This window comes from Mordavella massiliensis, from assembly GCF_016902415.1.
GTDB classification, from domain to species: Bacteria; Bacillota; Clostridia; order Lachnospirales; family Lachnospiraceae; genus Merdimonas; species Merdimonas faecigallinarum.
In genome coordinates, this window is sequence record NZ_JACJLV010000001.1 from 91,128 (window position 1) to 105,216 (window position 14,089).

The 14,089-nt window shown below is 45.1% G+C and carries 19 protein-coding genes; all 19 read right to left on the reverse strand.

All coding sequences use genetic code 11. The annotated features are described in order from the left end of the window. Position 1: 1 nt before the first annotated feature. Positions 2 to 2,389, reverse strand: coding sequence for a VirB4-like conjugal transfer ATPase, CD1110 family (locus tag H6A13_RS00365; protein WP_204907687.1), 2,388 nt, complete (start codon positions 2,387 to 2,389; stop codon positions 2 to 4). Then, complete coding sequence (locus H6A13_RS00370) at positions 2,349 to 2,783, reverse strand: PrgI family protein (protein WP_204907634.1); 435 nt, start codon at positions 2,781 to 2,783, stop codon at positions 2,349 to 2,351. Before H6A13_RS00370 ends, H6A13_RS00365 begins: the two co-directional genes overlap by 41 nt. Then, positions 2,784 to 3,356, reverse strand: a complete 573-nt coding sequence (locus H6A13_RS00375; protein ID WP_476703423.1) for an MT-A70 family methyltransferase — start codon at positions 3,354 to 3,356, stop codon at positions 2,784 to 2,786. Then, positions 3,346 to 4,212: a VirB6/TrbL-like conjugal transfer protein, CD1112 family gene (locus tag H6A13_RS00380; protein WP_204907636.1), complete on the reverse strand. Its 867-nt coding sequence runs from the start codon at positions 4,210 to 4,212 to the stop codon at positions 3,346 to 3,348. Before H6A13_RS00380 ends, H6A13_RS00375 begins: the two co-directional genes overlap by 11 nt. A 23-nt stretch (positions 4,213 to 4,235) precedes the next feature. Next, on the reverse strand, positions 4,236 to 4,451 hold the full coding sequence (locus tag H6A13_RS00385) for a Maff2 family mobile element protein (protein ID WP_204907637.1): 216 nt from the start codon (positions 4,449 to 4,451) through the stop codon (positions 4,236 to 4,238). A 12-nt stretch (positions 4,452 to 4,463) separates the two neighbouring features. Next, positions 4,464 to 5,084, reverse strand: coding sequence for a CHC2 zinc finger domain-containing protein (locus tag H6A13_RS00390; protein WP_204907638.1), 621 nt, complete (start codon positions 5,082 to 5,084; stop codon positions 4,464 to 4,466). 36 nt (positions 5,085 to 5,120) lie between these two features. Beyond that, positions 5,121 to 5,336: a Maff2 family mobile element protein gene (locus H6A13_RS00395; protein ID WP_002585510.1), complete on the reverse strand. Its 216-nt coding sequence runs from the start codon at positions 5,334 to 5,336 to the stop codon at positions 5,121 to 5,123. Between the two features lie 149 nt (positions 5,337 to 5,485). After that, a complete protein-coding gene (locus H6A13_RS00400; RefSeq protein WP_204907639.1) occupies positions 5,486 to 6,160 on the reverse strand; it encodes a DNA-directed RNA polymerase subunit alpha C-terminal domain-containing protein in 675 nt (224 codons plus the stop codon). Positions 6,161 to 6,240: 80 nt separating this feature from the next. Continuing rightward, positions 6,241 to 6,456 (reverse strand): Maff2 family mobile element protein, encoded by a 216-nt coding sequence (locus H6A13_RS00405; RefSeq protein WP_002585508.1) that lies wholly within the window; start codon positions 6,454 to 6,456, stop codon positions 6,241 to 6,243. 191 nt (positions 6,457 to 6,647) lie between these two features. Next, complete coding sequence (locus H6A13_RS00410; protein WP_204907640.1) at positions 6,648 to 6,968, reverse strand: hypothetical protein; 321 nt, start codon at positions 6,966 to 6,968, stop codon at positions 6,648 to 6,650. Between the two features lie 18 nt (positions 6,969 to 6,986). Then, positions 6,987 to 8,738 (reverse strand): VirD4-like conjugal transfer protein, CD1115 family, encoded by a 1,752-nt coding sequence (locus tag H6A13_RS00415; protein ID WP_204907641.1) that lies wholly within the window; start codon positions 8,736 to 8,738, stop codon positions 6,987 to 6,989. Further along, positions 8,738 to 9,220 (reverse strand): PcfB family protein, encoded by a 483-nt coding sequence (locus tag H6A13_RS00420; RefSeq protein ID WP_204907642.1) that lies wholly within the window; start codon positions 9,218 to 9,220, stop codon positions 8,738 to 8,740. The genes H6A13_RS00415 and H6A13_RS00420 overlap by 1 nt, the downstream gene beginning before the upstream one ends. A gap of 41 nt (positions 9,221 to 9,261) precedes the next feature. After that, positions 9,262 to 9,690, reverse strand: coding sequence for a DUF4313 domain-containing protein (locus H6A13_RS00425; protein WP_204907643.1), 429 nt, complete (start codon positions 9,688 to 9,690; stop codon positions 9,262 to 9,264). 18 nt (positions 9,691 to 9,708) lie between these two features. After that, entirely contained in the window at positions 9,709 to 10,017 is a 309-nt protein-coding gene (locus H6A13_RS00430; protein WP_204907644.1) for a DUF5720 family protein, read from the reverse strand. A 12-nt stretch (positions 10,018 to 10,029) separates the two neighbouring features. Beyond that, positions 10,030 to 10,671 carry a DUF3846 domain-containing protein gene (locus H6A13_RS13205; RefSeq protein ID WP_204907645.1) on the reverse strand — a complete coding sequence of 214 codons (642 nt, stop codon included), beginning with the start codon at positions 10,669 to 10,671 and terminating at the stop codon, positions 10,030 to 10,032. A gap of 53 nt (positions 10,672 to 10,724) precedes the next feature. Next, the gene (locus H6A13_RS00440) at positions 10,725 to 11,237 is read right to left on the reverse strand and encodes a hypothetical protein (RefSeq protein ID WP_204907646.1); all 513 of its coding nucleotides are present in this window, start codon (positions 11,235 to 11,237) and stop codon (positions 10,725 to 10,727) included. A gap of 10 nt (positions 11,238 to 11,247) precedes the next feature. Further along, a complete protein-coding gene (locus H6A13_RS00445) occupies positions 11,248 to 12,174 on the reverse strand; it encodes a ParB/RepB/Spo0J family partition protein (protein ID WP_204907647.1) in 927 nt (308 codons plus the stop codon). Then, positions 12,131 to 12,982 (reverse strand): ParA family protein, encoded by an 852-nt coding sequence (locus H6A13_RS00450; protein WP_204907648.1) that lies wholly within the window; start codon positions 12,980 to 12,982, stop codon positions 12,131 to 12,133. Before H6A13_RS00450 ends, H6A13_RS00445 begins: the two co-directional genes overlap by 44 nt. Before the next feature lie 26 nt (positions 12,983 to 13,008). After that, complete coding sequence (locus tag H6A13_RS00455) at positions 13,009 to 13,899, reverse strand: DUF6017 domain-containing protein (protein WP_204907649.1); 891 nt, start codon at positions 13,897 to 13,899, stop codon at positions 13,009 to 13,011. Between the last annotated feature and the right edge of the window lie 190 nt (positions 13,900 to 14,089).

The following is a 14,089-nucleotide window of genomic DNA, read 5'->3' on the forward strand; positions in this document are numbered from 1 at the left end:
ATTACCCCTCCTTCTCTTTGGAAACCTCGGACAATTTTGTGGTCATGATACGGTACAGTTCAATATCCTTCGGGAAGTGGTCAACAAACGGCAGAATCACATTACCGTAAAACAGAAGCCCTTCTCCTTCACCGGAGTTTGTGACATAAGAAAGCTGATGCGGAGAGATATTCAAACGCTGTGCCAGAATAGCTCTGTCCTCGCTTGCCTGATTGAGCATATAGATGAAATCTGAGTTTTCCAGAATGTTGGCGATTTCCGGACTGCGAAGCAAGTCTTTTACGTTCTGGGTAATGCCTGTAGGAATGCCACCCCACTTTCTGAATCTCTTCCAGATTTCAATGGAATAGGTCGCAGTCTGCTCTTCTTTCAGGAGCAAATGGAACTCGTCAATATAATACCGGGTGGATTTTCCGGCATTGCGGTTCTGAGTGACACGTCCCCAGACCTGATCCTGTACGACAAGCATACCAATCTTTTTCAGCTGATTGCCCAATTCTTTGATGTCATAGCATACCAGGCGGTTCTGAATATCCACATTAGTCCGGTGGTTGAACACATTAAGGGAGCCTTTGACATAGATTTCAAGTGCAGTCGCAACATGACGGGCTTCCTTTTCATCCTGTTTCAGCAGGGCATTGTACAAATCCTCCAAAATCGGCATATTTTCCGGTTTCGGGTCATCAAAATACCGCTGGTAAATCTGATGCACACAGCGGTCAATAACTGTCTTTTCCACCGGCTGTAAACCGTCCTTACTGCCCACAATCAGCTCACAGAGCGACAGAATAAAATCAGCTTTCAGTGCCACCGGATTATCGTCCTCTGAATAATTGAGGTTAATATCCATCGGATTGATATAGTTGGTGCTGGAAGAGCTGATTTTTACCACCTGTCCCCGGAATTTCTGAACCAGTGCGGTATATTCTGCTTCCGGATCGCAGATGATAACGTCATCATCTGTTACCAGAAAGGCATTGGTGATTTCACGCTTTGCACTGAAGGACTTACCGGAACCAGGAGTACCCAGAATCAATCCATTCGGATTCTTCAGCTTTTTCCTGTCCACCATAATCAGGTTGTTAGACAGTGCGTTCAAACCATAGTAGAGCGTTTCGCCGTCGCTCTGGAACAGTTCCTGCGTGGTGAACGGAACGAAGATTGCTGCGGAACTGGTAGTCAGCCCCCGGCGAATCTCAATCAGGTTATGGGCAAGGGGCAGACTGCTCATCACTCCCTGTTCCTGCTGAAAGTCCAGCCGCCGCAGATTGCAGTTGTGCTTCTGAGCAATGCTCTGAGCCTGAAACACATTGTTTTCCAGTTCCTGCTCAGTGCGTCCGGTATTCATAACAAGGAACGTCACCATGAACATACGCTCATTCTGGCTTTGCAGCTCTTTTAGGAGTGCTTTCGCATCCTTCCCATAAGTTGCAAGGTCGCTCGGAAGAATATCCATATCATATCCGGCACGAACCGCCTTCTTCTGTTCCTCAATTTTACTGCGGTCAAGCTCTGTGATTGTCCGCTTGATACTTTTAATAGCGGCGGTCTGATCTACCGACTGGATGTGCATGGTTACAATCTGGCTGGACTCCATATCCAAAAAGTCTGCCAGCATCCGGTCGCTGAGATCGGATGCCGTAATGGAAAGAAAGGACATGGAGCCGTACAGACTGCCCATCTGAAACGTGCGGTTATTTTTAAATACAAAAGCAGTGGGAGCAATAAAATCCTTGACGGAAAGCCCGGATTCCACCAGCCACTTCCAGTCAAAAAAGAACTTATCGTCGTCCCCCATGTGGAACATAGAATGCATGAGCCGCAGACGTTCCTTTCCGTCCAGTGCATTGGCAATGACTCCCAACCGGCGGAAATTGTTGAGCAAATCATTCTCAATATGAGTAAGTCTCGGCTTTGCCTGACGCATGGACTCTGCTTCGATACCGAAAGTCAGATATTTTGTTTTTGTCAGACCATTATTACCCTGAGAAAGCTGCTTTTTCAGCATCTGGCTGTATTCTGCCCGCACGGAATTAAAGTCATCTTTTTTGAATGGGATACGGACGCTTTTTTCAAAGCTCTCCGCATCGGTACTCATATTCATGAAGGACAATTCAAAATGGATGGAGCTGTCAAAAAAGTTGAGAAAACTGCACCATTCATCGAAGATGGCTGTTTTATCTTCCTGCTGTGCCAGCTGATAGTTGATGTCCTGAAACTGAATGGTTTTGGTGTAGTAGCTGTCTGTCACACGGCAAATCCCATCCGGAAACATCCGCTGAAACGGGATAGACTGCTGGGCTGTCTGCGGAATCCCGTTATCCTTTTTCGCCCGTTCAATCACAGCTTTAATTTCTCTCTGCTGTTTTCTGCTGAGATGAGTGGGCATTTTTATTTCTCTTTCCTTTGTTTTCTTTCTTAAAAACAATTCGTTCTACCTCCTTTTCGAGCTGATACTGACGGATCAGCACTTCATAATAGTTATCCGTCTTGTACGGTCGGATTTTGGGACGAACAAATTTCGCCTGAATAAAATGACGTGCAATAACCTCAAGCGGCTGACCATCCTTTTCGTACATGGCAAGGAAAAACAACGGGAGCATGATGATGATCATGCCCAGCGCCGCCAGACTGACATTACCGGCAGATTTGAGCAGAAAGAAAAACGGCACTCCAATGAGCGCCGCTGTCCCAAAACAAATAAGCTGTCGTTTTGTCAGATTAAAAAACACCTTAGATTTCACCCTCGTCAGGTCACGAGGAACGGGGATATATGCTGCCAACTATACCACCTCCATTTCCGGCAGTTGCACACTGTCTGGAGCTTCATTTCCCCAAACATCCCAACCTTCTGTTTTTTGTCGTGCAAACAGTTCAATACGTGGAACATTTCCCATCAGTTCTACAATCTTTTCCCTGGTTATATCAGGTTTTTTACTATGCTGTTCAATCGGAGAAATGATAAACTGGTGTACTGATGCAGAACTGCGTTTTGGCTTTCCCCTCTTTGCCAGCAGACATACTTCTGCATTTCCTCTTGTCCAGAATCCCAGTCCGTAAAACCATGAAGGGCTTTTCTTATTCTGTTTCAGCCACACAAACGCTACTGTCTTGTACTCAAATCCCCATGCTTTAATGAGCTTTAATGCTTCCGGTAACATTGGAAAGGTAGCCCATAAGAATAAAGCACAATCTTTATCTGCCAAATCTGTCACCGGTAAAGCACAAATATCATTGATGTTCATTGTTGCATAGTGCTTTTCAGCTGCCCCCTGTAAACGTTTCTGATCATATCTCCACGGAGGATCTGCATAAATTATTTTGTATTTTTTCATACCGACCTCCTTAATGAGCATTGAATACGCTTTTGGCAAGCGTACCTGTTTTAAACAAAGTGAAGCAAAGCAGTACGGTGTAACCCATAACACCCCAAATATCTGCGATAATATCGTCCGAAAATGCTACGCTCTGTACCAACACCGCATAAATAGCGACGCAGACCAGAATCAGAAATCCCTGGAAGCCGAGAGCCAGCAGTGAACGGAGATAATTCTGTCCAAGCTGATTCTGTTCCCGGTTCGCAAAGGTGGCAAACGGAATCGGAGCAAGGCTCACCATTAAATAAATTTCAATCATTCTTCCGTAGACGATAATGAAAATGATGATAGAAAGGGCATACATCGTGATCTGCACAACAAAAGATTGCAGTAATAAACCGATCAGCGGACCCAAATCCATTCCCTGAAGTGTTTCCTCCAGTGCTTCCAAGCCGGAAGCATCTATGGCTGTGTCACCGGCTATGATGCCGCCGCTGGCGTTTATCACGTGTTGTGCCACATCGAAAACTGCCATTGTAATATTGAATGTGTTCGTGATTAACATGACCGCAACGAAAGTTTTGAAAATCCATTTGAAGAAAATCCAGGTTTCAAAATTTGCCAGATTGTTGTGGTCAATAATCAGCTGAATCAGCTCATAGCAGGCAATGAAGGTTAAAATCAAGCCTGCTATGGGAATAATCACTGATTCGGAGATGTTTCGAACCATAGCAAAAATTTCCGGAGAAAAGCTCTCCGGCGTTCTGCCCACGGAGGTTGCTATCTCGCCAACCTGGTTGTTGACGGACTCAAACATCCCCGACAGATTTCCCATAATAGCTCCGATGAGCATTTCTTTCAGCCAGTCTGTGATCTGTTGGAGTATGCTGTCCAAAGGCGATTACCTCCTTTTGCGAATTAACCAAATAATCCGGAAAGCAGCGGAACCAGTGTGATACCAATCAGGGCAACACCGCCGCCTGCCATCAACTGTTTCATGCCCTGGGATTTAGCCCCGGGATTGTCATTGCCGTAGCCCTCAAGCAAGTTAATTGCACCCCAGATACCAAGACCGGCGCCGAGAGCCACTACCAAAGTCTGAAGAACGGTTACTGCTTCATTAAAAAAACTCATATGGTTTCCTCCTTATCGTGATAGAAATTCCGTTGAAATTTGCCTGTTTTCATTAGTCAGCTGTACAAGACGGTGGGCGATTCTTCGTATGTCCGGATTCCGTTCTGAGCAGATCAAAGCCCTTTCTTCCAGACTGCTGCTGAGAAACGTGTCCATCAAATACTCCACATAATCTTTTTGATGAATTGCTTCTAAATACCTGGAATCAATCTCATCATCCGGATTTTCCGGGGCATACCTTGCCAACCATTCTTGCAGTTGACTGTGATAGCGGGTCAGCACCCCATAGGTGTAACGTTCCCGCTGTTTTGCAATCTGAACTGCTGTAGCTGTTCGTTTCGGTAAAACATACGGAACATGAGTGTCATATTGAAGCCCGAAATCTGCGGCAATTCTTTCTGCCGCTTCTTTATTGCCGATTTGAAATAAGCAGGCAACAAAATCGATCACATCACCTGTCGCACCACATCCAAAGCAATAATAATAATCATCGTTCAGTTTCAGGCTGGGAGATTGATCGGAGTGGAATGGACATTTTGCCATTCCACCCCGCTTAACCTCAATCCCGTAATGTTCTGCGGCAGCTTTTGTAGTAACAGACTGTTTTACCACTTCAAATACAGACTGTTCCATCGACCATCTCCTCCTGACACCCGAACCCCGAATCTCTTAACCGAACAGACCGGAGAGAAGCGGAACCAGCGTGATACCAATCAGGGCAACACCGCCGCCTGCCATCAACTGTTTCATGCCCTGGGATTTAGCTCCGGGATTGTCATTGCCGTAGCCCTCAAGCAAGTTAATTGCACCCCAGATACCAAGACCTGCACCGAGAGCCACTACCAAAGTCTGAAGAACCGTTACTGCCGAGTTGAAAAATTCCATACGTTTTCCTCCTGTGATAAAAAATAGATTGATGGTTGATTCCGCACTTTCGCCATGTGCACCTGCCGAAAGGATGCGGATATAAAAATAGCCAGATAACCGATAACAGTTACCTGACTATGTAAAGGCAGCAGAACGCCGCCTGCGATTTATATGTCACAGGAATTGAGTTTCCTGAATATTTCTGCTTCTCTGTTCAGTTGCGGCAGGGAAGCTGGCAATGGTTCAATCTCAAAATGAACCGGCAATAAATTTTCCATTGTCAGCTTTTCCAGTATTTGTGCCTTTGAAATATCTCCCAGATTTCTAATACGGCATCCGGCACAAGTCCGAATCAGCAGTTCCCGAACCGTATGAATCTGATTTATTTTCAGTGCACGATATATTCTCGTTGGAAATGACAGTTCATAAATATCCTGATAAAAAAGATGCTCACTGCCGCAAATTCCTCTTCTCTGTCTATAGATTGTTTCTTCTTCAGCCAACTGATGGGTAAGATACTCAACATTGGCACAATAACCTTTCGTGATATAGGCAAACATCCGCCTGTTTCCATTCAAATCCCCCAGTGCACGGGAAATACACTGGCGCACTCTGTTCTCAGTCAGATGGTATTGTTCAGCTACCTGCCGCCGGCTTTTGTAATTCTCATAATATTCACGGATAAGAATCTGATTTCGTTCTGTCAGGTAGGAGAGAACATAGTTCAGCCCTTCAAGCTGATCCGCACTCAAATTTTCATAATCAATGTTTGTTCCCATTTCCTCATTCAGCGATAATTCTGTCAGCAGATTCGCAGGATACAATCTTTTTCTTCTTCCCATTTTTCGTTTCCTTTCTCGAATAATATTTGATATGTAACAGGCGGCTTTCACCGCCTGCCCAGGGATTTACTCTCCGGTAATCAGGAAAACAGACCCGCAAGCAGAGGAACAAGTGTGGTTCCGATCAGAGCCACACCGCCGCCTGCCATCAACTGTTTCATGCCCTGGGATTTAGCCCCGGGATTGTCATTGCCGTAGCCCTCAAGCAAGTTAATTGCACCCCAGATGCCAAGACCAGCACCGAGAGCAATAACCAAAATCTTCAAAACATCTACTGCGGAAGTGAAAAATTCCATATTGTAATCCTCCTGAATCTGAAATCATGAACTTTGGGTACAAAAAAAGCCTTCCGCTATACCGTTGTTTCGGTCGGAAGGCTGCTATTCGTTCTCATATTTTGTTTTCATGTTCACCCTCTTTTTTATGCAGTCATATATATCACCACCACCTTTCGATTCTTTCATCCAAAAGATGAGATACACCAGAACTACACCTCACTTTTGGCAAACTCCCGATACACCTTTTCATTTCTTGCCCGAAATGCACCCACAGTGCCTGTCGCTGCCAGTTCAGGGTAAGTTGCCTGCACTTTCTGTCTGCTGCGTCTGACCGTTTCAAACGCCGGAAAGCCTTTCTGCTCCAGCTTCATCAGAAAATCAGGTACAGTCAGCTGATACAGGTTAACGCCTTTTGCTGAGGAATAGTATCGCAAAATTTCCAGATACAGAACATTGTCGCTGTTCCTTGCAGAAGCATTTTCCTCCAAAATCTGCTTCACCAGCGAAGATACTGCTTTCAAATCATGCATCGAAATCGCTCCTTTCCATTAATCCGCATCCACCACAACAAATTCATCGTTCGCTTTCAGCCGCAGACGATGGCTGAGAAATTCTTCGATTTTGAACTCATTTTTCTTGTCATAGTCTGCGGTCAGTTTAAAGTTTGGATGCTGCGTAAGATCATATTTATCCGATAAAAACGGTCTGACTCCACGCAGCTGTAAGATACATTTACTGCCATCCAGTACGGCAAGTTCATCCACGGAAGCAAGGTCTTTCCCCAATTTTTGATAATTCATGCCGTAAGACGGGCTGTTACCTCTGGTATTTGATGTGTTGTACATATCAATGGTTTCTTTCCCAAGTGCCTGATTCAGTTCTTTCAGAGTGGTCGGCTCAGAACCACCAAGAAAGATACGGGAGTCCATGTTACCAATGATCGTGTCGGCATTGTCCTTGTAAATTGCCTTCAGCTGAGATTGTGCCTGCAATACCAGACAGGCGGAAATCTCTCTGGAACGAATCGTTGCCACCAGTTTTTCGAGATTCGGAATCTGTCCAATATTGGCAGCTTCATCGATCAAACATCTCACATGAACCGGAAGTCTGCCGCCGTACACATCATCTGCTTTCTCACACAGCAGATTAAAAAGCTGCGTGTATATCATGGAAATCAGGAAATTAAAGGTGCTGTCCGTGTCCGACATGATAAGGAACAAAGCAGTTTTCTTATCTCCAAGCGTATCCAGCTGTAACTCATCGTAGGCGGTAATATCCCGCACCTCCTGAATGTCAAAGGGAGCCAGCCGAGCACCGCAGGAAATAAGAATACTTTTCGCTGTTTTGCCTGCCGCCAGTTTATACTTTTTATATTGGCGGACAGCAAAATGATCTGGCTTTTTCTTTTCAAGGGCTTCAAACATCATATCAACCGGATTCTGAAATTCTTCGTCATCCTCACGCACTTCCATCGCATTCAGAAATTCAATCAGAGTAGAAAAATTCTGCTCCTCCAGTGGCGCTTCATAATGGATATACCCAATCAAAGCACAGTAGAGGAGTGTTTCCGCTTTCGTCCAGAACTCGTCACCGGCTTTTCCATCTCCCTTTGTGTTTGCTATCAGCGTTGTCACCAGCTTCAGAATGTCTTTTTCGGAATGGATATATGCCATCGGGTTATAGTGCATCGACTTTTTAAAGTTGATGGTGTTGAAAATCTTGATGTTGTAATTGTTCTTCAAAAGTGCATTGCCGCACTCAATGACAATACTTCCCTTCGGATCAGTGACAACGTAGCTTGAGTGCATCTGAAGCAAGTTAGGCTTCAGCCAAAAGCGGGTTTTACCGGAACCGGAACCACCTACAATCAGGACATTTTTATTTCTGGCGTTGGCAGGATTTTTCGGACGGTTGCTCATCATCAATCGCTCCGTTTTTGTGAGAATGATATTGTCCTCAAATTTCGGAGCCATAAACGGTTCAATATCTTTGGCGGTTCCCCATCGGGCAGAGCCATACTCTACATTGTGACGGTATTTTTTTGCGTTTTTTCCCCGCAAATACACTGCCACCCGCAAACCGGCTCCGCAGGCGATGCCAATAAGCAAATCAAACGGGTATAAGCTCGGCAAAGGGTTTCCAAACGCCGCCGGAAGGGTAGAAAAAAGGCTGAGGATTTTAGCGGAACTGTCCGCACCCTCAGCCATACGCCATGCTTCTCCGAAATTCGTTGCAATCAATCCCACAATGAAATATGGGATATTCAGAATCAGAAGCTTTTTAATTTTTTTAGAGTCCATCACAGATCACGCTCCTGTTTCTTTTCCCGAATCTTCTTCGGCACGGATGCTACCAGATTTTTAAACTTACTGAGCTGTGCCAGCACACTCGGTTTCTTGTCCTTCGTCATTGACCTTGCCTGATGTTCCTTGCAGATGGAATCCAGTGCATCGGCATCCTTTGCACGGACAAAAACAAAATAGCGGGGCGGATCAACCGTCTTATCCTTCCGTACCGCAAAATCTACACCATACTTTTTGGCAAGACGCTCAAAGTCTTTGATGCCTTCTTTTTCAATTTCCGCATTGGCAGCACCCTGATTCTGCCCCAACAGTTTTTTTACCGACTGCTTTCCATGCACCGCCGGATCTCTGCCTTTTCTTGCCTTTACCTTCTCACGATGCTGCATATATTTGCGAATACCAGCAATAATGCTTCTTACCGTCAGCCTGGTTGTACTGATTGCCAGATTGACTGTCCTGTTTTCCACTTCTTCCTGCAAAGCAATCTACCTCCTTCCACACATGATAGAGAGAATAAACCTCAACGGTCTATTCCTTTGGATTTTTGCTTCTGCTTCCTGGGCTGCTTGTCAGGAATATCATGAGTTTTCTTAAATTCTGCAATCCCTTTGGGATCAAATTCTTTTAATTTCTCCAAATCAAACGCCACCACAGAATATTTTCCAAATCCCTGTTTAACGGTATATGGCAGCACTTTTCCCAGTTTATTCTCTTTGATGAACGCTAACAGGTCTTTGCTGATGTCACCGTTGATGAACGCTTCATTCGGTTCCAAAGAAAAAGCCGGAAGATTTACTGTCATATCAGCAAATGGTTCCGGTCCGTCTTCACCATGAGAAGTAATTCCAATATAAAGCCGATCGCCGTATTGATATTCACCAATATGCAGCGATACTTTTTCTTCGCCCAGTTCCCATTTAAAGGGTACAATTTTCAAATTTTCATCCACTGTTTTCTCCTTTCCTTTTTATCGAACTACATCTTTTTGATCGTAGAACAGATTTCCTCTGGATACTTTGGCATGACTGACAATCTTGATATGTCCTTTTTCCTGATTCTCCAGACATTTCTCATATCCTGCCTGTGTCAGATACAGCCGGGTTCTTTCGCCTTTCCATCCAACCGGGGAATCATTTGTGAGAACATCAAAAATAATCATATGACGGGTATCATCGGCAAATCGCTCCAGACCCATATAAGAATGTCCGTGATATTCTTTTGCCCCAGCCTTGAGCCGCATTTCTTCCATCAATTCTCCAATCGTTTTCCCTGCCATCCTGTATCCCCCTTAAAGAACATCCCTGTCAGGACTGATTTTCTGCGGCATGGTTTCCGCTTTCCGGGGAACATCAGCAGATTTCACCTTGTCCTCCGGCAAAGGGAGCGCCATAACACTGCGTCCCATCCGTACAAACATTTCCGGCTGGTGAAACTCCTTTTCAAATTGCTCCATCAGTTCCGGGGAAAGGGAAGCGAAATCTTCTTCTCCAAGACCAACCACCAGAAAATCACCGGCGATAATATCATAAATCTGCCCGTTATCATCCCGCAGTGCCCGGTTCAGCTCGTTTCCATTTATCTTGCCCTCCTCATTCACCACGAGAGCAACTTCTTCATTGAACGGATAGACCGCTTCAATATCACCGCCCACAGCTTTCTGCAAATCTTCCAGTTCACCGCCAATCTGAACAGCCTGTGGATACATTCCCGGTTTGACCAGAAGAACATCCATCAGATTCTTTTGATCCTGCACGATCTCTCGTTCCGCTTCCGTATCAAAGGTAACCCCTGCGAAATTTTCAGAATCCAGAATATATTCCGAATCGTAATACGCCTGTCTTACCTGTTCTTCGGCTTCTTCATGGGAAGCGGCTTCCACCGTCACAGTCTTTTCAAGTGTTTCCGTGATTTTGATGTCGTATTCTTTCACAACTCTCGACCTCCGTTTCTGTTCGACATAGAAAAAGCGACCATCTACAAACCTTACAGTTCATAAATAGTCGCTTCGCTTTCCCATTGAGGAATACACATATCATCCAGTTCTTCCATCAGGCTTTCAGGAGTGAAGAACAGGTCATCTCTTTCTTTCAGCAGCTTCACAATGGAACGGTATTCTGTTGTGTAATAATAATCTTCAGATTTCACAACCATGCTGACATTGTGTACCACTGCAAAACTCATATCTTCCAGAAGCCACAGTTCCCGATTATAGGAAGTATCCACCATATCAAAGACGCTGATTTCCATATCGGTGTAAAGCAGGCAGGCTCTCTGCACGAATAATTCCTTACCACGATACTCAAATCCCCGGTCAATATTGGTTCTTATCGTGTACTCGTAAGGAGTTTCCGCCTTATCTCTCAGAGCCATACAGATTTCCGGCAGGCACAAAGCCACACTGCCGACTTCCTCCTCGTCATACGCTTCATAATCCTCCGGCTGGTACAGATCAAACAGCCATTTCAAAGCGTCGCTCATTTCTTTTTCAGTAAACATCCATATCCTCCTATCGCTCCATAGATTTCTCTCGTTTTTTCTGCCACTGCTCCAGCAGTTTAATGATGGTGTCCTCCATCTGCTTCGGCGTATAGGACTTCGGAAAATATTTCCGGAGCACATCATTTTTGATGGTGACCTTATCCAGCTCACTTTTCTTTTCTTCGGACATAATGGCACACATGGCGTCCAGGCTGCATTTTCCTTCCTGACTGAATTTTTTCAGCCGCTGTGCCTGCGACAGGGAAGGAGTCGCCTGAGCATAGTCCATCGCTTCCAGAAAGTCTTTCTGTTCCTCTTTTTTCAGGTAAGACAGCTCCACCGCCGGATTGAAAGCGATTTTCTTTTCGTCTACCATATCCAGCAGTTCAGGAATCAGCTCTGTCAGACGGATAAATCGTCGCACCGACTCTCTACTAACTCCCATAGATTCTCCCAATTCTTCATTAGCTCGCAACTTCGACACAACTTGTGTCGAAGTTAAATCCGACCTTGCTCCCTGATGTTTCATCGCTTCCAATTTCATCTTATAAGCGAAAGCCCTCTCACTGGGAAGAAGGGTTTCCCTTTGCAAATTGGAATCCACCATCAAAATCGTGGCGGCATCATCGTCCATATCCCGCACAATTACCGGCATGGTTTCTTTTCCGGCAAGCTCGGATGCATGGTGGCGGCGGTGTCCTGCAATCAGCTCATAACCGCCTTCCGGACGGGGACGGGCAATCGCCGGTGTCATAACGCCAAACTGTGCGATGCTCTCTACAGTTTTCTGCATGGCATCATCGTCCAGTACCTTGAACGGATGTCCCTTAAATGGATGAAGTTCAGAAAGAGGAATCTCCTGTACCCGTTCCTGCTGGGATTCTTCCCTTGACTGGTCAGTCTGGAAAATATCATCGTAGCTGCTCAAGCTGATGTTTCCGCTTTTTTTCAGCATTGCGAAGCACCTCCTTTGTCAGTACCCGATAGGCATCCGCCACCTTGCCTTTGGGATCATGCTTAAAAATACTGGTTCCTTCCGCACTGATTTCCTCTGCACGGACAGAACGGGGAATATCTGTCTTATAAACTTTGAGCTTCCCACCATAGTTTTCCCGAATCAGGCTGCTGATTTCTTTTGAATAATTCGTGCGGCTGTCCACCATCGTCAGCAGGATACCTTCAATTTTTAACTTCGGATTGATTTGCCTGCGTACCTTATTGATCGTCTGTAAAAGCTGTTCCAGACCTTTTGCCGGAAGATAAGCTGCCTGCACCGGAATCAGCACATTGTCAGCCGCAGCCAGTGCATTGACTGTGAGCATCCCCAGAGAAGGCATACAATCCAGAAGGATAAAATCATAGTTCTGTTTCACAGTATCGAGGTACTGCCTGAGAATGGTTTCCCTGCTCATGGCATTCACCAGAGATACCTCCAAACCGGATAATTCGATATTGGCTGGCATCAGGTCAACACCTTCCGGGTGATGCAGAATACCTTCACCTGGAGCAATCGGCTGTTCAAGCAGGATTTTCCCCATCACATCTGACAGGGTAGGAGAGAGCTGATCGGGAACAGGATGTCCCAGGCAAATGGTCAGCGATGCCTGTGGATCGGTATCTACCAGGAGCACCTTCTTCCCCTTCATTGCAAGACCAATGCCGAGATTCTCACAGGTTGTGGTCTTGCCCGTCCCGCCTTTTTGATTCACTACAGCCATGACCGTTGCTTTCGACAATTTTTCCACCTCTCCTTCGTTTTTCATACTTGTTCAATCTTCATCACCTCCCTTCATCCTTCAGACAGATCATGCCGCACCAGTGCGTCAAAATATCCATCTATTGTCAGGATAGAATTATATATCGCTGCAAGCAGATACTGTTTGATATTGCGAATCTTCGTTGTATTTTCCTTAAAGCAGTCCATCACAAACTTAATATGCTCCGAATTAAGTTTCATAAAACGACTTCTCACAATCTCTACTGGTTTATCATCGCCTGCAATACGAATCTGTTTTCTTTTACTGCACATGGTTTCCACGATCAGAGCCACAATAGAGTCCAGCAGTTCTTTATCATACGGATAATTCTTGTAGAGGATTTCAATCTCAAGATGCTCAAAAAAGTATTCATGATAGTATGAGTAATCCCCATCCGTTCCGTGTTCCATTCCGAAATCTCCGGAAGGAAAGGAAAGATTCATATTATTATCATTAAGATTATTTTTATTAGTATTATTACCGTGTCCTTTTGACATTTCCAAAGATGTCAGATTGCCATTTCCAGAAGTGTCATTTTCACACTTCAAGAAATGTCCTTCCTGTTCGCTCTGTGGAAGAATAAATTTTTTCATATAAATCAGATTCGGTTTCCCCAGTCCCTGCTTCTTCCGCCAGATGAGATTCCCCTTTTTCTCAAGTTCTGCAAGCAGCTGAATCGCTTTCTTATTCCCGCAGCCAAGTGCTTCCATGATATCTTCAACCGTATAGATGATGTAAACTCTTCCGTCTTTATCAATCCATCCGTTTTTCCGGGAAATACCCATCCGATCCAGAAATAAGCCATACAGCAGTTTTGATTCCGCTGACAAGCTGCGATACCGTTCATTGGTAAACAGAAGTTTGGGAACCCGGTAAAAAGCGTATTGTTCGGATTCCTCAATTCCAAAGAATTCCTCATACATTTTTCACACTCACCACCTCTTTCGGCGGGAAATTTTCTTTCCTCAGCGGCGTCTTACGAATTGTGCTGTCCCTGATCTGATACGGGCATCGTGTGTAATAGCAAAAGCGATACCGCCAGCGTGGCTGAAAGTATTCGCACCTTTTACATTCTTTCGGATACTGATAGCGGGAATATTTTTTTCTCCTTTG